The following is a 23832-nucleotide window of genomic DNA, read 5'->3' on the forward strand; positions in this document are numbered from 1 at the left end:
ATGTGTCGTGATTGCGGAAAATGATCTGCTTGAAGAGTTTGGTGATGTACGCAGGATTCGTTCTGATGTATTTTTCTTTCAGGATAAAATGCGAACCTATACATACAATTATTGGTTGCAGTCGTCGAGCGCTCAAGACTTGCTTGTCGTTTCTGAAAATTTAAAAAATGATTCGCTTGCTATTGAAATTATTGATTCTGCACCCTCTGACTTGGCTGGAGACAAGCCTACCATTTACAAACTTAAAAAAGCTTTTAACGGCTTTACTCATGGTATCGCAGTTCCCTCTGAATATCATGGGTATTTAAAAGGCACTGACGGTATTGATCGTAGATATTTATTCTTATGCCTCCCAATCTTCAGGTGTGAGTTTTCAGGGAATGAAAGTCCTGAAGAGTTTAGAGAACTACGTCTGCACTACAATCCCACACTCGATTGGGAGAGAGATAAACACCCGAAAATTCGTGTGTACTTTGACAATCCTAAAACGGGTGCCGGCGTAGTTGAAGATGGAGTTTTTTTCCGATTAAACGCGCTTTTAAATGAAATCAATAATCTTAATGGGGTCAGTAATGGTTTTATTGAGATTACAAATTGGGCGGGGGCAGTAATTGAAATACTTTCTCCTGAGCATGATAAATATTTATTGATACGCAATAGGGAGGACGAGGAGGAAATATCTAAAGCTGATTTAATATCTCTGGTTAATGATTTTTGCTGTTCCTGATTTTAAATTATAGACGGCAAGGGTCAGTTTACGCGACCGCGCTGATCTGATGAGCTTGTGCTACGGCGGTGATGCATCCGTAATCCAGGAGCGCATTGATCGTGCAGTGTTGGCGCTGATGCGATTTTGCCCCCTCCGCAAAATTTATTTGCAATGTGCCGTTCAAGGTACTGCTGTGATGCAAACTTACGATCTCGCGACCCACACCCCCTCAGTTGGTGCGGACCCCTACAGCTCCCGCCGAGAAATAGTCGTAGAAGAACATGGCCACCTGCATCAGTTAAACCTCGATAGCCAACTGATCAGCGACATGGAGCGCGATGACCTGCACCGCGAGATCTATCGCACCCAAGGCACGCTGACCAGTTGCTTCGGCTACGACAGCATGGGCCGCAAGGCCTGGCAGTACGCCACAACCCTGCCCGCTGAAAAGCTGTCGCAGATCCAGAACCCGCTCATAAAGCCAGAGCGCTACGTCGAACACGCCTACAACCCGATCCATCGTCGTTACGAGTACGACCCGGCCGGCGAGCTGAGCCGCACCCTCGACAAACTGCGTGGCGAAACCCGGTACGAATACGAAGCCAACGGCCAACTGCTGGCCCGCAACACTGGTCGAGTGGTCGACGGCGAAGAGTTCCGTTACGACGCCGCGGCCAACCGCCTCAACTTCAACACCAGCCGCTTTGATCACGTAAAAGACAACCGCCTGAAACAATGGGCGAACCAGGAATACAAATACGACGCCTGGGGCAACCTGATAGAGAAAACCGTCGGCATCGTGCGCTGGCAAACCTTTACCTACGACTGCGAAAACCGCTTGGTCAAAACCGAGACCATGGCTGACACGCAGGTGGAAAGCACCAGCAGCTATCAGTACGACAGTCTGGGTCGAAGAGTTGCCAAGCAGTCCGAGATCAAAGGCCACACCGACCACAAACGCTTCCTCTGGCAAGGCCTGCGGATGCTGCGTGAGGAAAGTCCGGGACAGAGTAGCCTGTATCTCTACGAGCCCGGCAGCTATGCGCCGCTGGCCCGTGTGGATCAGAAAGAAGGCGAGGTAGAGAACAAGGTTTACTACTTCCACACCGACCAGATCGGCACACCGCTGGAGATGACCGATGCTGAAGGGCAGATCGTCTGGCAGGCGAAGTACCGGGCGTGGGGGGCTGTTGAAAAGCTGGTGGTGAACGAGGTTGAGCAGAACCTGCGGTTTCAGGGGCAGTATTTTGATGTGGAGACGGGGCTGCATTACAATACATTTCGGTATTATGACCCGGAGATTGGGCGGTTTATAACGCAGGATCCAATTGGGTTATCAGGAGGCACAAACTTATATTTACACACATTCAGTCCTAACAATTGGATTGATCCTCTAGGTTGGTGCTCTACCAAGCTGGGTAATAATATGGGAGCAAAACCAGGTGATGGAATGGCAAACCATCACCTGGTGCCGGAAGAGTTGATAAAGAGCCCACAGTTCAAAACCATGTTCGGTAGACTGAAAGGTATTGGCTGGAATCCTGATGGGGCCTCAAATGGTATTTTTCTTCCTGGCTCCAAAAATCTTGCTCAGACTACGGGAATGCCAGGGCATTGGTCAAATCACGGCCAATACACAGAAGCAGTGAAAAACAAATTAGTAAAGCTGAATAACAACCTAGGCAGCTTAACTGATATTGACTTGGCTCTTGGAGTAAAAAACATTCAGGCTTGGGCTTCGCAAGGCCTTGAGAATGGCCTATTTAAAATAGATACTATAACCGGCCGATTGTTATGAGGATAATATTATTATGAAAGATCTATATATAATCAGCTATGAACCGAATGGTGAAGGCGCGCCATATTTTTTTGATCTAGAGTGGGTACCAGATCTCCCAACGTTTCACTATCCAAGCGAGAACCCAGTAGAGAGTTCACTTACCTCTCATTATCGTGCAATTGCTGACACTCCGAAAATTAATGCAGATTGGCTGCCTGATCATTTCTTAGCATCTAAAAAATTATTGGAAATTTGTGATCATCTTAGGTGCTCTTATATTAGTCGACCCATTGAACTTAATATTCAAGGCAGAGTTAGCGAGAAAGAATACTTCTTTTTTGTTGCTTCCGACAGAATAAATGCAATGGATTTAGATATGTCGACATTCATACTTGACACCAACCCTAAAATTGACGCCTCAATGTCTAATACACCGGTATACGAGCGTATTGAAAAACTGGTAGTACTGAAAAATATAAAATCAGATTTGTTTTACTTCGAAGAGATACACGAAGTAGTCTGCTCTAGTGAATTTCGAGATACATATATAGAAGAAGGTTTATTCGGCCTATCCTTTAAAAAAATAGATGAAAATTATGAATATGCCCCTTGGGATGATTTTTAAAATCTTGAGATTCGATATTTAATTTTTCAAGAAAATATTTTCGCCCACAGCTCTTTTAAAAATTACTTATCAAGGTAGCTGCCAACTTTGCCTCAGCTACCTATTAATATCTTTTATAATGCTTACTTAAGTGTCCCTATCTAACCGATGTCGTGATGACCCGCCACAGCAACGCACTGGGCCTGACCTGTGAGTACCGTTGGGAAACCATCGACGGCCAGCCGCGCGTTGTCGAGCACCAGACCAGCGATGGCGAGCATTTCCACTTCCGCTACGACCGCGAGGCGCGCACCACGTGGGTCACCGATGTACTGGGACGCGAGCTGGAGATTCACTACAACAAGGACCACCGCGTTACCTCAAGCCGCGACTATGGAGGTGATCACTACGCCATCGAGCTGGACGACACCGGCAACATGACCGGCCTGACCCTGCCCGACGGCAATAAATTGTTCTTCGAGTACGACGAGTTCGCCCGGCTGCTCAAGGAAACCGACCCGCTGGGGCGCAGCATTCGTTACCAGTATCACCACCTGACCACGCTGATCACCCAGGTCGATTACCCCGACGGCAGCATCTGGAAGGCCCGCTACGATTCCAAAGGCAACCTTGTCGCCGAAATCGACGCACTGGGACACAAGACCGAGTACCTCAACGGCGACGATGGCCTGCCCCACACCATCGTCGACCCGACGCTCAAGTCTAAATACCTGTGGTGGAATACCTTGGCGCAGGTCCAGCGCTTTCAGGACTGTTCGGGCAAAAGCACCTTTTACCGCTATGACGAGCGCCACCATCTGGTGGCCGTCACCGATGCCCTGAACAACACCACTACGCTGGAGCGCAAACCCGACGGCGAAGTGCTGCGCATCAATCATCCGGACGGCACTAGCGAAACCTTTACTTACAACGAACTGGGCCAAGTGCTGACCCACACCGACGGCAAGGGCCAGACCACCCAACTGCTGCGCAACGGCCGGGGCCTGCCCAAGTGGCGACAGGATGCCAAAGGGCAGACCATCACCTACGAGTACGACAAGGCCATTCGCCTCGTCGCCCTGACCAACGAAAACAACGCCACCTACAACTTTTCCTACGACAACGCTGACCGTCTGATCGAAGAAAAACGCATCGACAACCTGACTCGCCGTTTCAGCTACAACCTTGGCGGGCACCTGACACAGGTCGAGGAAATCGGCTACGGCGAGAAAGGCGAACAGCCACGGCGCAGCACCCATCTGGAGCGCGACCCGATAGGTCGCCTGTTGGCCAAACTAAACGACGACGCGCGTCAGGACTATGCCTACGACGACGGAGACCGACTTCTGTCAATCGAGCGCAAACCGACGGACACCGGCAGAAAACTCGGCGTCGCCGCTGAAAAGATCGACTTCGCCTACGACCTGCTGGGCCGCCTCGTCAAAGAGACCACCCCGCAAGGCGCGCTGGCCTACGAGTACGATCCACTCAGCAACCTGACCACGCTGAGCCTTCCGACCGGCCAGCACCTGAACCACCTGTATTACGGCAGTGGTCACCTGCATCAGTTGAACCTCGATGGCCAACTGATCAGCGACATGGAACGCGATGACCTGCACCGCGAGATCTATCGCACCCAAGGCACGCTGACCAGTTGCTTCGGCTACGACAGCATGGGCCGCAAGGCCTGGCAGTACGCCACAACCCTGCCCGCTGAAAAGCTGTCGCAGATCCAGAACCCGCTCATAAAGCCAGAGCGCTACGTCGAACACGCCTACAACCCGATCCATCGTCGTTACGAGTACGACCCGGCCGGCGAACTGAGTCGCACCCTCGACAAACTGCGCGGCGAAACCCGGTACGAGTACGAAGCCAACGGCCAGTTGCTGGCGCGCAACACCGGCCGCGTGGTCGACGGCGAAGAGTTCCGTTACGACGCCGCCGCCAACCGCCTCAACTTCAACACCAGCCGCTTTGATCACGTAAAAGACAACCGCCTGAAACAATGGGCGAACCAGGAATACAAATACGACGCCTGGGGCAACCTGATAGAGAAAACCGTCGGCATCGTGCGCTGGCAAACCTTCACCTACGACTGCGAAAACCGCCTGGTCAGAACCGAAACCATGGCCAACACACAGGTGGAAAGCACCAGCAGCTATCAGTACGACAGTCTGGGTCGAAGAGTTGCCAAGCAGTCCGAGATCAAAGGCCACACCGACCACAAACGCTTCCTCTGGCAAGGCCTGCGGATGCTGCGTGAGGAAAGTCCGGGACAGAGTAGCCTGTATCTCTACGAGCCCGGCAGCTATGCGCCGCTGGCCCGTGTGGATCAGAAAGAAGGCGAGGTAGAGAACAAGGTTTACTACTTCCACACCGACCAGATCGGCACACCGCTGGAGATGACCGATGCTGAAGGGCAGATCGTCTGGCAGGCGAAGTACCGGGCGTGGGGGGCTGTTGAAAAGCTGGTGGTGAACGAGGTTGAGCAGAACCTGAGGTTTCAGGGGCAGTATTTTGATGTCGAGACGGGGCTGCACTACAACACGTTTAGGTATTATGACCCGGAGATTGGGCGGTTTACTACGCAGGATCCGATTGGGTTGCTGGGTGGGCTTAATCTTTATCAATATGCTCCGAGTGCAATCGGCTGGATTGATCCGCAAGGTTTAGCTACGCTTTTTGAATTAGGTACCTATGGAGGACTTAACGGATCAACTCACATTGGAGATGGTTTGCAAGCGCACGAACTCCTCCGTCACGAATATCTCGTCCAGCAGAATCTCGCGGAGAAGAGTACTAGGCTTCCAGGAAATCCATCTATTGCGCTGGATCTAGATCATCACACTAGAGGCCCAATGAAAGATACAAGAGGTATTGGTGGTGCTCATTGGCATGAGACGCAAATACGTGAGAGCCAAGGTTTGGGTAGGAATGAATTTGCATCATCTGTAAAGCGTGAGCTAGACATCACATCAGGCGCGCTAAGGAAGAGTGGAGTTCCTAAGTCTAGAGTAAAAGAATTAAGAAGAATGGCCAAGAAATTTCATAGCAGTCTTAATGGGTGTGGGTGATCAAACATGGTTCTTGTTAAAGAAATTATTTTATCGGACAACGTTGAGCATTCTAGCGTTATCATAGGTGGCGGCTCAGCAAGGTTAAATGCTTGGCCGGCTAATCCCGACGGAAAAAGCCTTGTGTTAATTGCCACTATAGAGTGCGCTAACCTCAAAAAATATTCTGGTTTCAACTCGATTCCCGAGGAAGGTGTACTGTATGTCTTTTCAACTTACAGTCGCTCTGATTATTTTCTCGATAACGTTACGTACAGTGGCGATACGTCTGAGCTAGAGCTGATACTGAGTGGCTACACCTTAGTAATTATGGGGAATTCTGATTCTGAAATAGTTAGTCCGACTGAATCAGTTCCGAAAGTACACACAGACTTTAAAGAAAGAGAAGTTGGGAATGACGAGTACCCAGTATTCTCAATGCTTACGAACACCCCACCTAATGGAGTAGCTTTACCTCCAGAGTTGCAGGAAGAGTACGAGTTTGTGATGCAGCTATACTCCTCAGATTTTCCAGAGCCATTTAAGGATATATTTTATTTGACTGATGCTGTCGGATGCCTTCTTTTGAAAAAAGATGGCTCAGGTAGTGGGCTGTTCTTTGTACATACAGCATGATTAATTATTAGGCATTAGTGAGTGGGTAACTACCGGCTAGACAAACATGTCGGATTACTGCTTTTTAAAAACTTGGTGGCTTTACAGTTGAACTCCGTTGCCGCCTCTTAAAGTACGAGGTCAAACTCTTTAAGAAGCGGTGTCTGAGCGAACTAGCGTTTCGTGCACCATGTTGTCGGCCATGAAGTTGCTTTTCCAGGGTCAACAAGTGGCCTCGCGCAATGCGCTGCATCCGTAGAAACACCGGTAACGAGCGCAACAAACGCAACGGTCGCCAAGGCAGATGTGGGGTCGCGCCACCAACCTCATCGGCGTAACTACTGGAGGCGATGCCCCAGTCAGCCAAACGTGCAAGAAACAGGTCGTTGTTGATGTAGGAAGCAGCGCCAAACAGTGCGGTGAATGGCTCGTTGTCCTGCAACACCCGTGAATCCCAACACGCCATGATTGCCGGGATGCTGCCTGCGGCACGCCGCTGTGCGTACTCGACCAGCCTGCTGGGCTGTGGCGGCAGGATCTCCGCAATATTGGCGGCGGTCAGGTGGCGGCGCCAGCCGTAGTCACTGATCGGACGGTACTGCAGCAGCCACAGCTGGCGGCCATCCCAGGCCCACTCAACGTCGCCCGGCACACAGTGGAAGACGCGCAGAACGCCCTGCAGGAAGTTCCAGAGCACCTCCTCAGTCAAACCGTGGGATGGCTTGAAGCTGGCGCTGCTCCAGGCTGCGCCGAGGCGAGAAATGATCGCTCGCTCAGGGCTTGCCTGACCGTCGGCCAGCGCCTCCAGATGCCCTTCAACCCACTCCAGCTCGACCGACAGGTGACGCACAAAGGCGATCCCGGAAAGCATCGGCGTGATGAAGCGCTGCACCACGACCTCTTCGACGCCAGCGTTGTGCAGCTCTTCGACGCGCGCGGCTACGTTGTAGCTGGGCTCACGAAGAAAAGTAGTGCTCAGACCGGCATTGGCCGCATCGGCCTGATCCTCACCGAAGCTGGACGAGCGCACAGCCCAGATAGCCTCCGGCTGGCTGGCCAGAAACGCGGGCAAGGCCGAGTCAGCGCCCGGCATCAGCGACAGCGCATCTGGCACCGGTTGCCCGGCGATGGCCGCAAGACGCAGACGGCCACCTTTGGTGTGCGCGACAAATCCACGCTCACCCGACTCCAGCCAATGCGCAAATTCGGTGGGCGAGTCGATCCACGGGTAATGACCCCAACCCGCCTTCAAACTGATGGTCAGATCGGCACGCGCCAGAATGGCAGACCACGCCGCAGCCTGGTCGATGCCCAGCACCTTGTCCTGATCGCCCCAGACCAGCTCTATTGGATCTTGAACCCATTCCAGCAACGGTAGCGCGGTGTCGGCACGCAACAGGTCCCAATACGGCACGAAGGCACGGCAGCGTGCATAACCTTCCCCCATGCGCTGATAGTGCGCCGCAGGCCAGGCTTGTCTGGAGAACTTGTGCGCAAACAGCTTGGGTTTGTTGGACAGCAGCCAGTGGATGGTCTTGCGAATCGGCAGCGGCGACATCAACGCAGGCAAGCGCCGCTGCCACAGAAAGGCCCCAACGGGCGCCAGCAACACACTTCTGCAGAAGTGCCCCGGCTCGCGCTGCAAGGCATGCATGACCAACAGTGCATTGACGCCCACGGCAACGATTGAGCTGCCTCGCAGCGTCGCCGCCAGCAATGCATCAGCGTAGGCTGCTAGATCTTCGCACGGTGGCTGGGGATTACTACCGAAACCTGGCAGTTCCAGCGGCACGACCTGATGGTGCTGAAAATGCGGTAGCGCGTCGTCCCACCATTCGGCGCTACTGCCGTTGCCCGCCAGCAGGTACATAAGCGGTAAGTCAGACATGACGAGGCTCCTTCGATGCGTGGGCTGCGGAAGTGCCGCGATCGTGGCGATACAACCAACCCAACGGCGGCAGCAACGCAATCAACGCCGCCAGATCCAGCCACACGTGCGACCAGACGCCGCCGCGCACCGAAATCAGGATGTCCTGAGGCGCCCAGAGCAGAAGGCCTGCGATCAGCCAGCCCCACGGCATGGCGCTTTTCAGGCGGTTGCCCAGATGTACGAGCGCCAGCATGTACACGGAATACGTTTGCAGGGTGGCGCCGAACAGGGCCATCCACCAGACCTGTTGCGCGCGGGCAGCGGCGGGAACCGCTTCAGTCCAGAACGCCTGTTCGAGCGTGGTCAGGTAGCCGTCGAGCAAGCCGGAAAAGCCTGCCCAGGTGAACACGAGGCTGCCCAGCAAGTGGGCGCCTGCAACAGCGTATAACCAGATCACCAGCTTACGGCGCAGCGTGTCGGATGAGAATGGCATTGCAGGTCCTTGGGGCATCCTTGTGGGACGGCGAGTGTAGCGGCTATGGGTGATGCCTGACACGTGGCCGAAACTGGGCAGATAGGCAAAATTCATCGCCCAACAGGCTAACCCGAACCCGTCAGCAGCCGATTAAATGATATCGGCCTTTTCCGGCCTCTGTTTTTCTTCTTACGGACTCAACCATGAGCTTTCTATCTCGTTTTCGGGCTAGCACGTCGCGGACCGGAGGCGTACTCAGTGTCATTACGTCAGCCCGGGAATTGAATAACAAACTGTCGAGCCTGAGTTTCGATCCGGTCTACCTGACCGGCTTCGTCTCGCCGCACGTGGATTTCGATCAGGTTGCGCGGGCGGTCGCTACGCGCTTTCCCAATGCGAAGATCAGTCTGTGTACGACATCAGGCGAACTCTGCTCCAGCAATGACTCGCTGTACTGCGCTGCCGATAATCAGTGGGACCGGATCGTGCTGGCACTGTTCGACTCCAGCGTGATCACGAGCGCGGAGATGGTGCATATCCCGTTGCACAGCGAGGACATTCGCGGCACGGGCAAGCGCCTGTCGATGAGTGAGCGGATTGCGCGGCTGACTGACTCGATCAAGCGCACGCAGGTCAGTACGCCTATCGACCATCGGGATACGCTGGCCTACGTCACGTTCGACGGCCTGTCCGCGTCGGAGTCGTTCTTCATGGAAGCGCTGTACGAGTCGGGCCGTTTTCCGTGCTTGTTCGTCGGTGGCTCGGCGGGTGGCAAAGGCGATTTCAAGAAGACCTTGATCCACGACGGCAAGCGCAGCTATGAAAACCACGCGCAGGTGGTGTTTCTCAAGAGCGCGAAGAACGTGCGCTTCGGCGTGTTCAAGAGCCAGAACTTTGAGGCTACGCCACTGAGCATGAGCGTTCTGACGGCATCGCTGGAGGAGCGCTATATCAGCCAGGTGGTCAATTCCAGAGGCGAGATCGCCACCATGGTAGCGGCGCTGTGTGACGCGCTGAAGTGCGAACGGCATGAACTGGAAGGCAAGCTGGCGCAGTACTCGTTCGCCATCCGGGTGGGCGAAGAGCTGTTCGTGCGTTCGATTGCGCGTATCGATTACGAGAGCGAGCGGGTGCATCTGTTCTGCGACGTCGCGCCCGGCGAAGAGCTGGTGATGGTCAAGCGAACGTCGATGATCGATACCACGCGCAAGGACTTCGCGCGCTTTCTGCAAGGCAAGTCCGGCAAGCCGTTGCTTGGCCTGTTGAGCGACTGCATTCTGCGTCGCCTGAACAACGGCAGCGAACTGGGCCGTATGAATGGTGTGTTCGGTGAAACGCCAGTGGTAGGTTTCTCGACCTTCGGAGAGATCCTGGGCCTGAACCTCAACCAGACTCTCACTGCCGTGTTCTTCTTCAAGGTGCCTGAAGGCCAGCCGTTTCGCGACGACTACATCGACAACTTCATCGCCTACTACGGCGAATTCAAGGCGTTTTTTCTGCGTCGCCAGATCAAGAAGCTGGCCGGTTTGAGCCATGTGGTAGTCAAGCAGATCGACCAGTTCAAGCAGCGCAACTTCGTTCAAACCATTGATCCGAGCGGTCTGGACGAGCAGATTCGTCCGGTGTTCAGCGGGCTGAGCGACCTGGGTGACGTGCTGGTCAAGGCTCATCACGATCAGGAAGAGATTGCCGGTCAGTTGCGCCACTACTCCGGCCAGCTGCATGTTTCGATGGATGAGCTGTCGCAGACCATCACGCAGCAGGAAACAGTCATCGACAAGGCAGGCAATACCGTCAAAAGCCTGGTCAATCAGGCTGACGAGGTGGTGCTCGGCTCACGAGAGCTGGCCAAGTCCAGTCTGCGCATTCAGTCGGTTGTGCAGACGATCCAGCAGATCGCCGGGCAAACCAATCTGCTCGCACTGAACGCTGCCATCGAAGCGGCGCGGGCAGGTGAAATGGGCCGGGGCTTTGCCGTGGTGGCCGATGAGGTGCGCCAGTTGGCGCAGAAGACCTCGCAGAACGCGAATGATATCGGTACCGATATCGAGCGTCTCGCCGAGGAGATTCGCAAGGTGGCGCAGCACATCGAGGAGCAGTCCCTGGAAGTCGGGACGCTCACCGGTTTGCTGTCTGAACTGGAAGGGTCGAGCGACATGACCGCGGGCACTTCGCAACGTACCCGGCAACTGGCGGATACGTTGGTGGGACTGACGAAGTAGCCTGTTGATAGTCGGGACGCTGTTGCGAGCGTCCCGAGCAACGGCCCGGCAGCTTACTGCTGACCCAGCGCGCCGACTTTGCCCATGATAGTGCTCACGAACTGTTGCACGGTCATTTTCTGGCCGTTGAAGTCGACTATTTCATTGGCGTAGTGCAGATCGGAAACGATGTTGTCGCCGTCGACCTTGGCCAGCTGCATCATCTCGGCCATGACGCTGGCCATGTCGCTGGCGGCCTTGGCTTGCTCGGCGATCACTTTGAGGTCGGTCTGACCTTCGCGGATGGCCTGCTGAGTGGCGAGATCGCGGATCATCGGTTTAGACAGAACAACCTTGGCGTTGACCTCGCCGAGGGTTTTCAGCACCAGCGCATTGGAGGGCTGATCAAGCGAGCCCGGATCAGTCAGGTCTACGGCGATGCGCACATGACTCTCACCGTTGCTGGTTTTGAGCGAGAGCTTTTCCAGTTCGATATGCGGTTTGGCCGCCAACAGCTTCTTCAGCTGGGTATTCATCTGCTCCTGATCGGCAGGGCTCAGCTCCAGTCGGAAAGGCTGTTCCTGGGCCGCTGCGGCTTGCTGTTGCGGCAGGATCTTGTCCTGATAGAACTGGCCCAGCGCCTGGCTGGCCGCCGCGTCGAAGTTGGCAATTTTGAAGCCCATGTGCGCGGCGCCAACATCCTTGCCGCCATAGGCAATCATGCCGGCGTCGTAGCTGACCTGAGCGGCCAGGTTGCCCGCGTCTTCCTGCGTCAGGTTGACGGCAGACAGATCCTTGATCTGCACCTGTGGCTTGCCGACCACCTGGAAATTGAAGCCCTGGGCTTTCAGGTTGGTATGGCCCAGATAGAAGCTGGACTTGCCTTTGGTGCCGCCCGTATCAAACGTCATGCCTTTGATTTCGATATTGACTGGACCGTCCGGCGAGGCGACGTTGAGTTGCAGAGTGTCCATGTCGCCGACAGCGCTGTATTTTTCAGCATCGGCAGACAACTCGGTTTTCAGCTCAAGACCGGAGAACTTGAACGTGCCGTCCACGTCGGTCATTTCCAGCGGTGCCATCTGCAGCCAGCCCTTGGTGGCGCGGTCGTAGCCGATGCTGGCCTGCCCTTTGAGTGGCGTGACGTCTTTGCTCATGGCAAACCACTTCTCGGAACTCGGACTTTTTTCCAGCTGGAAATTGCTCAGGGCCATGACTGGCAGCAGGTTCAAGGTTTTCAGACGGGACAACGGGACGGGGCCGTGTTCAATCTGATCGACCAGCAGAAACTGGCTATTCTGCGTGCTGTCCGCCAGGTTCTGGATGTCGACGCTGTAATGCGCGGTGCTGCTGAAAAAGTGCTTGTCCAGCGAGACCAGCTTCAGCGTCACGCTGGTTTCACTGCCCTTGAACGATTTGGCGAGTTGCTGATTGGCATTGCTGATCGAATCGTTCAGCGCGCCTTCCAGTCGATTGCCGGTGTACCAGGCACCCGCGGTAATCAATGCGCCTGCCACGACGATAACGCCAACCGCTATTCCTGCTGATTTATTCATAATGACTCGAAGATATCCGTTCTGATGATGGAGAAGTCGTACCGAGACCGGCAGCACTGCCTGAAAACCGCGAGAGATTATCATCGCTGGAGCCCGACAGCCCAGCATTCACGGCTATTTCGCTGGACACGCGGGCATTATGGCAGCCTGACAGGCGTGGCCTTTGGCCTTTTTGTTGTGCGCCACATTGCTCTGGACACGTTTCTGAAACATAGGGTAGCCACGGTATTCATGGAAACGTTAGGCTGAAACCGAATTCGAATACCGGACGGGATCACATGAGCGAACAGCACAACGAACGAGGCCCTATCAAGGCCGTCATTTTCGATATGGATGGTCTGTTGCTGGACACCGAGGGTGTCTACACGGAAGTCACGCATCTGATTGCCAGCCGTCATGGGCGCACCTTCGACTGGTCGATCAAGCAGCACACTATTGGCCGCGGTGCCCGGGACTTCTCGGATTACGTGATCAAGGCGCTTGAACTGCCGATGTCGATCGACGAGTTTCTCGAAACTCGTGAGCCGATGCTCGAAGAGCGCTTCCCCCGCGCCCCGGCGATGCCAGGTGCCGAAGCGCTGGTCCGCCATCTGGCCGCCAATAATATTCCAATCGCCGTGGGTACCAGTTCTTCGGTGCATTACTTCAAGGCCAAGACGACGCTGCACCGGGCATGGTTCGAGCTGTTCGATACCATCGTGACGGCTGACGACCCGGAAGTGGGTGCTGCCAAGCCGGCCCCGGACATTTTTCTGGTCGCCGCCCGCCGTCTTGGTGTCTCGCCAGCGGATTGCCTGGTCTTCGAAGACTCGCCGTTTGGCGTGACCGCCGCCAAGGCTGCCGGGATGTACGCCGTGGCGGTGCCTGACTCGCACATGCCGGTCGAGCAATACGAACATGCCGACCTGCTGCTCGCCTCGCTGGCCGACTTCCCGCTCAAGGCGTGGGGGCTGCCCGAACCCGATTGAATTGAATGACAAGGAGACGTTGAGCATGAATTATCGAACCCTCGGCCAGTCCGGCCTCAAGGTTTCCACACTGACCCTCGGCTCGATGATGTTCGGCGAGCAGACTGCTGCCGATGAATCAGTGCGCATCATCGACAAGGCCAGGGATCAGGGCATCAATTTCATCGACACCGCGGATGTCTACAACGGCGGGCGCTCGGAAGAGATAGTCGGCAGGGCTATCGCGGCGCAGCGCAGTGACTGGGTGCTGGCCACCAAGGTCGCGATCGGCCCGGCAGACGGCGTGCCCAACCGGGCCGGCCTGAGCCGCAAGCACATCTTCAACGCCATCGAGAACAGCCTGCGGCGGCTGGATACCGATTATGTGGATATCTATTATCTGCACAAGGAAGATCACGACACGCCATTGGAAGTGACGGTCTCGGCGATTGGCGATCTGCTTCGGCAGGGCAAGATCCGCTATTGGGGTGTGTCGAATTTTCGCGGCTGGCGAATAGCTGAAATCGTCAATGTTGCGCAGCGCCTGGGGGTCGACAAACCGGTCATCAGTCAGCCGCTGTATAACATCGTCAACCGCCAGGCTGAAGTCGAGCAGATCACCGCAGCCGCTTATCACGGCCTGGGCGTCGTGCCCTACAGCCCGCTTGCGCGAGGTGTGCTCAGCGGCAAATACGCTCCGGATATCGCCCCTGACAGCGAGAGCCGCGCCGGGCGTCAGGACAAGCGACTGCTGGAAACCGAGTGGCGCATGGAGTCGTTGCGTATCGCGCAGCGGATTCAGGAATACGTGCAGGACAAGGGGGTCGGCATCGTCGAGTTCGCGATTGCCTGGGTCCTCAACAACCAGGCGGTGACGTCAGCGATCGTCGGTCCGAGAACCGAGCAGCAGTGGGACGGCTATACCAAGGCGCTGCAGGTGAAGGTCACGGCTGAGGACGAAGCATTCATCGACTCGCTGGTAACACCTGGACATGCCTCGACACCCGGCTTCAATGATGTTCAGCATTTTGTCTCGGGCCGAGTGGTTCGCTGAAGCCGGTTGCAGGTCGCGATGTCATATCCATATACGGTTAAAATCCGCCTGTGCCGAATGCATGTTCGGTACATCGGCTGGATGAGCGTTAAGATACGCGTACATGCGGATGACCTTGCCAGTGGGCAGGCGAACCGGTTTCATGCGGCCGAACTCAATAATGCCTTCGTTTGGCGACTAACCGGGAAGTCTTGACTAATCTGTCGGCAATCCAGCGATTGATCGGATCCCACCCAGCCAGGTTGATGAAGAAGTAGGCCGATGCGTAAATCAGATAGAGAAGCCTTTCTGGGCTCCGTACTGGGCACTGAGCAGCCTCCGGCGCACCTTGCCAGAACGGTGATTGAAGAAAAACTGCGCAATGCCATTATCGATGGCAGCCTGCCAAGCGGTACGGCGTTGCGCCAGCAGGAACTGGCGACGCTGTTCGGCGTCAGCCGGATGCCTGTACGTGAGGCGTTGCGCCAGCTTGAAGCGCAATCTCTGTTGCGTGTGGAGACGCACAAGGGCGCAGTCGTGGCGCCGCTCATTACCGAAGACGCTGTAGATGCTTACGAGCTGCGGATTCTGCTGGAATCCGAGGCATTGCGTGCGTCGATTCCGCTGCTGGACGAACAGGATCTGGCGACCGCCGCAAGCTGCATCAGGCAACTGGAAGTCGAAACCGACTTTACCCAGATGGGCAGGCTCAACCGGATGTTCCACTTGTCGCTGTACGCCAAGGCACGCAACAAGCGGCTTATGCGCCTGGTTGAAGAAGGCCTGAACGAAGAGGAGCGCTTTTTACGTTTCAACCTCTCCGACATGGGCCTGGGCAAGCTTTCTCAGGATGACCACTGGGAGCTGCTGCGTCTGGCCGAGCAGAAGGCCGTCGAGCCCTGCGTCGAAGCACTGAGGCTCCACCTCAACCGTGGCGTTCAGGCTGTCACCGTGTACCTGAGCAACAAAAAAGCCAGCGACACCAAACAGAAACGCCCGCGCAAGAAAAGCCCCGCCTGATTCATCGACGCAACTGATCCACAGCGCTTCGAATCTGTGGATCAGCCGGTCGCTCTGCTGCATACCTCCTCCCCCTGCACCACCCATGCTTCATGGCACGGTGTCATTACGTCTATTTTTCCTGATACGCCAGGTGGGTGGCTGCCGGAATGAGGCAAACTCGGCTGTGGCTCAAGAAGACCCAACCGGAGGGTCGACCTTGACCACGGCTGAACTGTCCACGCAGGACCAGGACCGTTCTCTGTTCACCTGAACTCAATGGATAAGGAGTTGCTGAACAGGGCAGGAAGACATTGGACGTCATTTCCAACGTCGCCCGCAAAAAAATCAAAACCTCAAATTGTTCGATATAACGGCAACGCTGAGCGAGGCATTCGTTCATTGTTTATAATTCCGACTTAATAAGCCGGAAGGGTTGTCTGCGCCCCTATAAAACATATAACTACTGTTTTATATGGCAACTTACAACCGAAAAAAAACTACAACTTAAAATATTATAAAATAGTGTTTGCACGGCACGTTAAATATGTTTTAAGTTTTCTACGCAGCCAATGTGACATCAGGCCTAAATCGCCAGCCCAGCAAGGCTTACAGCGCTGCATGCAGTCCCATAACGGCTGCTTCAAGCAACAGAAAGCCTGCGTGTTTTTCGATGAATTATCGTTTTAGCAGCAGGCTGCTGCTCGCCTACTTTTCAGGCAAATAGTGATTTTAATCCTGCACTAACAGCGGCTGCTTTCAATACACATAAATGCAGAACTTAACCGTCATTCTGACGCTACGGGTATCGCCATGCTTTTTGAGAAAACACTGTTAGACCATAAGAAAACTGAACTCAGTCATCACCCGATCTTTACGGAAATAAATTCTCTGCTCGTGCTTCGGCGCTTTATGGAGACGCATGTCTTCGCCGTCTGGGACTTCATGTCCCTGACCAAGCGCTTGCAGCAGGAACTGACGTGTACCCAACTGCCCTGGCTACCACCCAAGGACGCCTCCGCCGCACGTCTGATCAATGAAATCGTACTGGGGGAAGAATCCGATGACCGATTGGGACACGGCCATTACAGCCACTTCGAGCTGTATCTGGACGCCATGCGTGAAATAGGCGCGAGCACGTTGCAGGTAGAGCGCTTTATCGAACTGCAAAGACAGGGCGTGCATTACGCAACCGCGCTGCAACAGGTCAATGCAGGCCAGGCTGCCACAGCGTTCGTGACCCACACCCTCGACACCGCGCTCCATGCACCTGCACACAGCGTCGCTGCTGCGTTCCTGCATGGTCGCGAGAGCGTCATCCCGCTGATGTTCCAGAGCATTCTCGATGACTGGGGCATCACTGCCGATCAGGCACCGACCTTTCGCTATTACCTGGAGCGCCACATCGAAGTGGACTCCGAAGACCACGGCCCCGCAGCAGAGCAATTGCTGGCTCGACTGGTGGCTGGCGATGCGCAACGTGAGAAAGAGGTTTACCAGGCGGCCATCGCAGCGGTGGAAAGCAGGCTCCAGCTGTGGGACACGCTGCGCATGAGCATGCGCACGCCGCTGATGCAGGCCAGCGCATAAGGCCCGGTCGCAACATCCTGAAGCTCTTACAAGGAAGCCATCATGAAAGCAGAAGACTACCGGTCGTTCATCGATGCGTGGGAGGGCCGCGCTACCATTCGCACTCGTCCACGCAGGATCGTCGAGAACGATGAAAAACTGATTTATCCCCTCAGTCGTCAGCCGCTGGTGCTCAGCGACACGTTCACCCGTGAATGCGCGCAGTTGCGTGATTACGCGCTGGTGCAGAGCCTGTACAAGTTCATCAACGACGTGGTGATCTTTGAAACCGAGATCGTCGACAAGACCGCGCGCAGTATTGCGAAGGACAACTTCGCGATTCGCTTTCCGTTCGCTTGCCGCTATGACGCGATGACGGTGGTGGTCGACGAGGATTACCACGCGCTGGTTGCCATGGACTTCATGCAACAGACCATCGCGCTTACCGGTATCCAGCCGATCCGCTTACCTGAGGAAATCGAACTGAGCCGGGCGATACCCGCAGCGCTGGCGCTGGCGCCTGCCCACCTGCGCAGTGCCGTGGAGCTGATCTGTGTGGCGATTGCGGAGAATACGGTAACCAGCGATGTCGCAGCGTTCGCCAAGGATGATTCGGTCAAGCAGTCGGTGAAGGGACTGATGGCCGATCACTTGCTCGACGAAGGCAGGCATTCGGGTTTCTGGGCGCGACTGGTACGGATCTACTGGCATACCGCACCCGAACAGGATCGTGACTGTATCGCCCGCATCATGCCGGTGTTCATCGCTCAATACCTGACCAACGATATCCAGAGCAGCTTTGACTTCACGTTGATCGAGCACTTGCAGGTGCCTGATCGGGTCAAGCAAGCACTCAGGGCTGAAACCCTGGCGATGAGCTTCCCCGTCAACCGCCATCACCCGCTGATCGGCAATATCGTGCGCTTCTTCAAGAGCAGCTCGATGCTGGACGATCTGTGTGTGCAGCGCGAGCTGGCAGCGTATCTACCTGTCCAGGGATCACTGCAATGAAGCGCCTGGAGATTGTGCTCATCGGTCGCAGCCTGACCTTGAGTGAACTGACAGCCGAATTGCAGGCGCATGGGCATGCGGTGCAGCACTTGCCCGATCAGAACGCTCTGCAAGCGTGGTCAGGTGCTGGCAGCTCACTGCTGATCGAAGACGGCAGCCTGGACCTGAACGAGGCCCTGCTGAAAACATCCGGACGTTGCGTGCGTGTTGGTCTGCGCGTCGGTTTCAGTGCTGCGCTGGCGTCGGGACTGCCACGTCTGGAGCTGATGTGCTGGCAGGGATCTGCCAGATCTCAACGCTTGATCACGCGTGAGTGGCTGAACACAGATGAGTCAGGCAACGGGCGTATGCTGCGTGATGAGGCTGTCGCCAGACTGGTGGAGCTTACGGCGTTACACGTCAGTCGCCTCTCCAGGGATGACAGCTACCTCGACAGCTTACCCACCGCGCAGCCTGCCCAGAGTGAACAGCAGGACAGTGTGCAGGCGATTGATCGATTGCTGTTCGAGCATCGCCTGAATCAGACGGCACAACCGCATCTGCTGAAAGTCGCCGAAACGCCGATCAGCGAACGGCTTGAGCAGGCGCTGCTGAAGTTCGCCGGGCGCCCGGCACTGCTGATCCACGATCAGGCGTACAGCTATCGCGAGCTGCATGCATACAGCGTCACCCTGCAGCATCATTTGAGGCCGCTGCTGCTTGAGCACAGGGCAGCCGGTACACAACCGGTGATCGGCATTTGCCTGCCCAAGTCAGTCGAGCTGTATGCGGGCATTCTGGCGATTCTGGGCTGCGGTGCGGTTTATCTGCCGCTTGATCCCAGTCAGCCTCTGCAGCGTCAGCAATACATTCTGGAAAACGCTGGCGCCATGCTGTTGCTGCACGACGGGACACATCCGCTGGCGGCTGCCGAGTTTCCGGCGCTGGATATCAGTGCGATGGCCGTGCGGGAGGTGCCTGCGACCTTGATACGCGTTGTGCCTGATCCAGATGCGCCGTGTATGGCGCTGTACACGTCGGGTACTACCGGGCAGCCGAAAGGCGTGTCGCTCAGCCAGCGCAACCTCAGTCACTTCACTGCCTGGTACGCTGAGTACGCGAGCTTGAACGAACGCAGCCGGGTGCTGCAGTTTTCGACGCTGAGCTTCGACTCGTCGATTATTGATATCTTCCCGACCTGGCTCAGTGGCGCTGAACTGGTGGTACCTGACGAAGACCAGCGACGCGATCCGTTGCAGTTGCTGGGTGTGCTGCAGCACGGCATTACCCATGCGTTTTTACCACCCGCGCTGTTGAGCATTCTGCCGCTGGATCAGCCGCTGGGGCTTGAGCATGTGATGACCGGCGGCGACGTCTGTGAGCCGCACGTCATCGCGCAACTTGCCGGGCAGTGCCATTTCCATAACCTATACGGGCCCACCGAAGCGACCGTGCTGGTCACGGCCTTCGCGTTTCAGTCGTCCGGCAGCAATCGTACGCTGGGGCAGCCGATTGCCAACAGCCAGGTGTGGATTCTGGATGAGCAATTGCAGCCCGTCGCCGAGCAGACGCCGGGGGAACTGTACATCGTCGGTCCAGGCGTTTGCCTGGGCTACATAAACAATCCCGAACTGACGGCCGAGCGCTATGTTCGGCTTGAGACTCCGGACGGGCAGCACCTGCGCGCCTATCGCACCGGCGATATCGCGAAGTGGACGGCTGACGGTGTCGAGCTGATCGGTCGTCGCGACAATCAGGTGAAGATCCGGGGTTTCAGGGTCGAGCCAGAGGAGATCGAGCACTGCCTGCGCGCCAGTCAGTTGTATCGGCAAGTGGCCGTGGTGGTAGACGGCCAACGGCGCATTCTGGCGTTTCTCGCGCAACCGTATGGCGCTCATGACGAACAGGCATTGAGAGCCCATGTGCAGCGTTTGCTGCCGGACTATATGCACCCCGCCGTCTACACCCTATTGCCCTGTATGCCGTTTGCCGGCAACGGCAAGATCGATCGCAAAGCGTTGCTCGAAATCCCGCTGAGCTTTACCGAACAGCACACGCGCCGCCTGGCTACCACCGCACAGGAGCAGACACTGGTGGAGTTATGGGCAGAGCTGTTGGAGCTGCCGCCGGGGGACATCTCGACCGATGAAAGTTTTTTCAATCTGGGTGGCCATTCAATTCTGCTGTCGCGCCTGCTATTGGGTATTCGCGAACGGTTCGGGCGCAGTATTCCGATCAACCGTTTCATCGAAGCCCCTACCGTTCTGACACTGGCCAGCCTTATCGACAGCGATGGCACATCGGAACACAGCATCAGTCCGCAAGCGCTGCTGGATGCCAATGCGGAGGTTCAGCTTTCGACGTTGCCGAGCAGCAAACTGGGTGATGTTCATAAGGTCATCGTCACCGGTGCCAACGGGTTTCTCGGCGTGCATATCGTTGAGGCGCTATTGAATTGCGGAGCAACCGAGATTGCCTGTCTGGTTCGCGAAGGGCCAGGTCAAAGCGCACAGCAGCGCTTCGAGCATGCGCTACGGGAGAACCGGCTGGATCATCTGGACCTGAGTCGTGTGAGCGTCTATTCGGCCGACGTGACAAAACCCAGGCTGGGGCTCAACGATGTGGCTTATGAAAGGCTTGATCGGGAGTTTGGCGCGTTGGTGCATAACGCGGCCAATGTGAATCACGTTCAGGACTATGAAACCCTCGCTCGAGACAATGTCGCACCGATTTTCGAATGCCTGAAACTGTGTGAAGGGCGCAGCAAGAAGATCTTCAACTTTGTCTCGACGCTCTCCGCCTCCAGTGCCACGGATGCAGCCGGCAATGTGCTTGAGCAACCGGCTGCCGAGACACCTCCGATCTACATCAAGAATGGCTACAACCTTTCCAAATGGGTCGCTGAGCGTGCCCTGCAGCGCGCCAGGGATCAGGGCGCGTGGGTGAACATCTATCGCCCTGGCAACATCGCGTTCAACAGTCTCAGCGGCGTATGCCAGCCACAGAAAAACCGTTTGATGCTGATGTTGAAGGGGTCATTGCAGCTCGGCCAGGTCCCGGAGTTCGACATCAACTTCGATCTGATGCCGGTGGACTTTCTGGCGCGCTTCATCGGCTTTCATGCCAGTCGTTATATGCCTGAGCGTGCGGTGTTCAATCTGCATAACCCCGAGCCCCTGAGCTGGAGCAGTTATGTGGAGGCTTTCCGCGAATCAGGGCACCCATTCGAGCTGGTCAGCGTGGCGCGATGGCAGGCCCAGCTCGGCCGCGTCGACTACCAGAACGCACTGTTTGGCGTACTGGGTTTTTACCTTGATGGCCTGGAAGAGGACATCGGCGATATCTCGATGATCGAGTACCAGAACACCCTGGCCGGCATTCGCCACATGGGTGAGCAGTACCCGCAGAAAACTCCGGCGCTGCTGCGCAAGGGCTGCGATTACCTGAAGGAAATCGACTTCATCTGAGTCGACACCTCTACTGACGTAAATGGAGAAACACATGAAAGCATTTCACAGCAATCTGAAGCCGGACACCCTGATCAAGAACCCGGAGCAATGCCGAGTCGTTTCAGCGGTGGAAATCCCAAGTGATGCACGTAGCGTGTGGGCGGTGGTGGGTAATTTTGGCGGCTTCCAGGCTTTTATCTCAGCACTGGAAACTACTGAGGTCACTGGTACCGGTGCAGGCTCGGTTCGCAAGAAGCTGTTCAAGGACGGCAACGTGGCCATCGAGCAACTGAACTCCCGCGATGATCATGCGTTGTGTATGACTTGGTCGCTGATCCACACCAGTTTGCCTGTCAGTAATCTGTGGGGGGCGATGACTGTTGAGGCTACCGGTGACCAGATGTGTATCGCAAGCTGGACGATTGTAGCGGACTCTGTTCAGGGCGGCCCTGAGGGATCTGCGTTTGAAGCGTTTCTTCAGGGGTTTGCCGACGGTGCCATGAGTAACGCGCGCAGCCTGTTTGCCTGACCCACACAATAGGGTAACAACGCGCCAAGCGAGCGTTGATAGCCCATAACGACAAAACCCCTCATCGCGTGAGCGATGAGGGGTTTTGGAATTTGATCTTGACGATGACCTACTCTCACATGGGGAAACCCCACACTACCATCGGCGATACATCGTTTCACTACTGAGTTCGGGATGGGATCAGGTGGTTCCAATGCTCTATGGTCGTCAAGAAATTCTGTTGCCGATCCGTTATCGGGTAACGTGCCAGCGAATTTTGGTGACTTCTACTTAAACAAAAACCCTCAACGCGTAAGCGATGAGGGTTTTTGGAATTTAATCTTGACGATGACCTACTCTCACATGGGGAAACCCCACACTACCATCGGCGATACATCGTTTCACTACTGAGTTCGGGATGGGATCAGGTGGTTCCAATGTTCTATGGTCGTCAAGAAATTCGGGTACCGAGTCGTGCCTTTCGGCGCGCTTCAGCAAATCAGGTATGTGATAGTCAGTCGTTCAGGTGTCGTTCGTGACGCAAACCTTCGGTTCGTGTCATCTCCACAGTCACCGCAATCTGGCCTTTCGAACAAATTGCTTGGGTGTTATATGGTCAAGCCTCACGGGCAATTAGTATTGGTTAGCTCAACGCCTCACAGCGCTTACACACCCAACCTATCAACGTCGTAGTCTTCGACGGCCCTTTAGGGAACTCAAGGTTCCAGTGAGATCTCATCTTGAGGCAAGTTTCCCGCTTAGATGCTTTCAGCGGTTATCTTTTCCGAACATAGCTACCCGGCAATGCCACTGGCGTGACAACCGGAACACCAGAGGTTCGTCCACTCCGGTCCTCTCGTACTAGGAGCAGCCCCTCTCAAATCTCAAACGTCCACGGCAGATAGGGACCGAACTGTCTCACGACGTTCTAAACCCAGCTCGCGTACCACTTTAAATGGCGAACAGCCATACCCTTGGGACCGGCTTCAGCCCCAGGATGTGATGAGCCGACATCGAGGTGCCAAACACCGCCGTCGATATGAACTCTTGGGCGGTATCAGCCTGTTATCCCCGGAGTACCTTTTATCCGTTGAGCGATGGCCCTTCCATACAGAACCACCGGATCACTAAGACCTACTTTCGTACCTGCTCGACGTGTCTGTCTCGCAGTCAAGCGCGCTTTTGCCTTTATACTCTACGACCGATTTCCGACCGGTCTGAGCGCACCTTCGTACTCCTCCGTTACTCTTTAGGAGGAGACCGCCCCAGTCAAACTACCCACCATACACTGTCCTCGATCCGGATAACGGACCTGAGTTAGAACCTCAAAGTTGCCAGGGTGGTATTTCAAGGTTGGCTCCACGCAGACTGGCGTCCACGCTTCAAAGCCTCCCACCTATCCTACACAAGCAAATTCAAAGTCCAGTGCAAAGCTATAGTAAAGGTTCACGGGGTCTTTCCGTCTAGCCGCGGA

The 23832-nt window shown here is 55.6% G+C and carries 15 protein-coding genes, 3 rRNA genes and 2 pseudogenes (1 of these 20 cut by a window edge); 14 read left to right on the top strand and 6 right to left on the bottom strand.

Going from position 1 to position 23832, the window contains the following annotated elements; genetic code table 11:
- The first annotated feature begins 7 nt into the window (after positions 1-7).
- From N018_RS24710 to N018_RS24730, 5 genes are all read left to right on the top strand, one after another.
- Positions 8-727 carry a hypothetical protein gene (locus tag N018_RS24710; protein WP_025391014.1) on the top strand — a complete coding sequence of 240 codons (720 nt, stop codon included), beginning with the start codon at positions 8-10 and terminating at the stop codon, positions 725-727.
- A 310-nt stretch (positions 728-1037) separates the two neighbouring features.
- Complete coding sequence (locus N018_RS27845) at positions 1038-2507, top strand: RHS repeat-associated core domain-containing protein (protein WP_418903494.1); 1470 nt, start codon at positions 1038-1040, stop codon at positions 2505-2507.
- 13 nt (positions 2508-2520) lie between these two features.
- Positions 2521-3114: a hypothetical protein gene (locus N018_RS24720; protein WP_025391016.1), complete on the top strand. Its 594-nt coding sequence runs from the start codon at positions 2521-2523 to the stop codon at positions 3112-3114.
- 152 nt (positions 3115-3266) lie between these two features.
- Positions 3267-6167 carry an RHS repeat domain-containing protein gene (locus N018_RS24725; RefSeq protein ID WP_025391017.1) on the top strand — a complete coding sequence of 967 codons (2901 nt, stop codon included), beginning with the start codon at positions 3267-3269 and terminating at the stop codon, positions 6165-6167.
- Positions 6168-6173: 6 nt separating this feature from the next.
- Positions 6174-6782: a DUF1963 domain-containing protein gene (locus tag N018_RS24730; RefSeq protein WP_051476189.1), complete on the top strand. Its 609-nt coding sequence runs from the start codon at positions 6174-6176 to the stop codon at positions 6780-6782.
- A 181-nt stretch (positions 6783-6963) separates the two neighbouring features.
- On the opposite strand, the pseudogene N018_RS24735 reads toward N018_RS24730, so the two are convergent.
- Positions 6964-8649, bottom strand: a pseudogene (locus N018_RS24735) (alpha/beta hydrolase); the annotation flags it as partial.
- Complete coding sequence (locus tag N018_RS24740) at positions 8642-9124, bottom strand: hypothetical protein (RefSeq protein WP_025391018.1); 483 nt, start codon at positions 9122-9124, stop codon at positions 8642-8644. The pseudogene N018_RS24735 and the gene N018_RS24740, both read right to left, overlap by 8 nt.
- 185 nt (positions 9125-9309) lie before the next feature.
- Between N018_RS24740 and N018_RS28750 the strand changes: the two are divergent.
- A pseudogene (locus N018_RS28750) lies at positions 9310-10416 on the top strand (FIST signal transduction protein); the annotation flags it as partial.
- 420 nt (positions 10417-10836) lie between these two features.
- Positions 10837-11328, top strand: a complete 492-nt coding sequence (locus N018_RS28755) for a methyl-accepting chemotaxis protein (protein ID WP_418903495.1) — start codon at positions 10837-10839, stop codon at positions 11326-11328.
- A 53-nt stretch (positions 11329-11381) separates the two neighbouring features.
- Here N018_RS28755 and N018_RS24750 read toward each other — a convergent pair whose 3' ends face one another.
- Entirely contained in the window at positions 11382-12863 is a 1482-nt protein-coding gene (locus tag N018_RS24750) for a YdgA family protein (RefSeq protein ID WP_025391020.1), read from the bottom strand.
- A gap of 278 nt (positions 12864-13141) precedes the next feature.
- Here N018_RS24750 and N018_RS24755 point away from each other — a divergent pair, with 278 nt between their 5' ends.
- From N018_RS24755 to N018_RS24785, 7 genes are all read left to right on the top strand, one after another.
- The gene (locus N018_RS24755; protein ID WP_024645377.1) at positions 13142-13831 is read left to right on the top strand and encodes an HAD-IA family hydrolase; all 690 of its coding nucleotides are present in this window, start codon (positions 13142-13144) and stop codon (positions 13829-13831) included.
- Between the two features lie 25 nt (positions 13832-13856).
- The gene (locus N018_RS24760) at positions 13857-14864 is read left to right on the top strand and encodes an aldo/keto reductase (protein WP_024645376.1); all 1008 of its coding nucleotides are present in this window, start codon (positions 13857-13859) and stop codon (positions 14862-14864) included.
- Between the two features lie 261 nt (positions 14865-15125).
- A complete protein-coding gene (locus N018_RS24765) occupies positions 15126-15863 on the top strand; it encodes a GntR family transcriptional regulator (protein WP_024645375.1) in 738 nt (245 codons plus the stop codon).
- 792 nt (positions 15864-16655) lie between these two features.
- Positions 16656-17432 (top strand): DUF3050 domain-containing protein, encoded by a 777-nt coding sequence (locus N018_RS24770; protein WP_025391021.1) that lies wholly within the window; start codon positions 16656-16658, stop codon positions 17430-17432.
- A gap of 42 nt (positions 17433-17474) precedes the next feature.
- Positions 17475-18422 (top strand): diiron oxygenase, encoded by a 948-nt coding sequence (locus N018_RS24775; protein ID WP_025391022.1) that lies wholly within the window; start codon positions 17475-17477, stop codon positions 18420-18422.
- The gene (locus N018_RS24780; protein WP_025391023.1) at positions 18419-21868 is read left to right on the top strand and encodes a non-ribosomal peptide synthetase; all 3450 of its coding nucleotides are present in this window, start codon (positions 18419-18421) and stop codon (positions 21866-21868) included. Before N018_RS24775 ends, N018_RS24780 begins: the two co-directional genes overlap by 4 nt.
- A gap of 34 nt (positions 21869-21902) precedes the next feature.
- Positions 21903-22379, top strand: a complete 477-nt coding sequence (locus N018_RS24785; RefSeq protein ID WP_024645371.1) for an SRPBCC family protein — start codon at positions 21903-21905, stop codon at positions 22377-22379.
- 96 nt (positions 22380-22475) lie between these two features.
- Here N018_RS24785 and rrf (N018_RS24790) read toward each other — a convergent pair.
- From rrf (N018_RS24790) to N018_RS24800, 3 genes are all read right to left on the bottom strand, one after another.
- Positions 22476-22591, bottom strand: a 5S ribosomal RNA gene (gene rrf, locus N018_RS24790).
- A 107-nt stretch (positions 22592-22698) separates the two neighbouring features.
- Positions 22699-22814: ribosomal RNA gene (gene rrf, locus N018_RS24795) — 5S ribosomal RNA — on the bottom strand.
- Between the two features lie 156 nt (positions 22815-22970).
- Positions 22971-23832: ribosomal RNA gene (locus N018_RS24800) — 23S ribosomal RNA — on the bottom strand; it runs 2032 nt beyond the window's last position.

This window comes from Pseudomonas syringae CC1557 (assembly GCF_000452705.1).
In the GTDB taxonomy this organism is placed as follows: Bacteria; Pseudomonadota; Gammaproteobacteria; order Pseudomonadales; family Pseudomonadaceae; genus Aquipseudomonas; species Aquipseudomonas syringae_F.

Excerpts from the sequence above, each read along its gene's own strand:
- N018_RS27845 (WP_418903494.1), top strand. The coding sequence starts at position 1,038 with ATGGAGCGCGATGACCTGCACCGCGAGATCTATCGCACCCAAGGCACG.
- N018_RS24720 (WP_025391016.1), top strand. The coding sequence starts at position 2,521 with ATGAAAGATCTATATATAATCAGCTATGAACCGAATGGTGAAGGCGCG.
- N018_RS24730 (WP_051476189.1), top strand. The coding sequence starts at position 6,174 with ATGGTTCTTGTTAAAGAAATTATTTTATCGGACAACGTTGAGCATTCT.
- N018_RS24740 (WP_025391018.1), bottom strand. The coding sequence starts at position 9,124 with ATGCCATTCTCATCCGACACGCTGCGCCGTAAGCTGGTGATCTGGTTA.
- N018_RS28755 (WP_418903495.1), top strand. The coding sequence starts at position 10,837 with ATGGATGAGCTGTCGCAGACCATCACGCAGCAGGAAACAGTCATCGAC.
- N018_RS24750 (WP_025391020.1), bottom strand. The coding sequence starts at position 12,863 with ATGAATAAATCAGCAGGAATAGCGGTTGGCGTTATCGTCGTGGCAGGC.
- N018_RS24755 (WP_024645377.1), top strand. The coding sequence starts at position 13,142 with ATGAGCGAACAGCACAACGAACGAGGCCCTATCAAGGCCGTCATTTTC.
- N018_RS24760 (WP_024645376.1), top strand. The coding sequence starts at position 13,857 with ATGAATTATCGAACCCTCGGCCAGTCCGGCCTCAAGGTTTCCACACTG.
- N018_RS24765 (WP_024645375.1), top strand. The coding sequence starts at position 15,126 with ATGCGTAAATCAGATAGAGAAGCCTTTCTGGGCTCCGTACTGGGCACT.
- N018_RS24770 (WP_025391021.1), top strand. The coding sequence starts at position 16,656 with ATGCTTTTTGAGAAAACACTGTTAGACCATAAGAAAACTGAACTCAGT.
- N018_RS24775 (WP_025391022.1), top strand. The coding sequence starts at position 17,475 with ATGAAAGCAGAAGACTACCGGTCGTTCATCGATGCGTGGGAGGGCCGC.
- N018_RS24780 (WP_025391023.1), top strand. The coding sequence starts at position 18,419 with ATGAAGCGCCTGGAGATTGTGCTCATCGGTCGCAGCCTGACCTTGAGT.
- N018_RS24785 (WP_024645371.1), top strand. The coding sequence starts at position 21,903 with ATGAAAGCATTTCACAGCAATCTGAAGCCGGACACCCTGATCAAGAAC.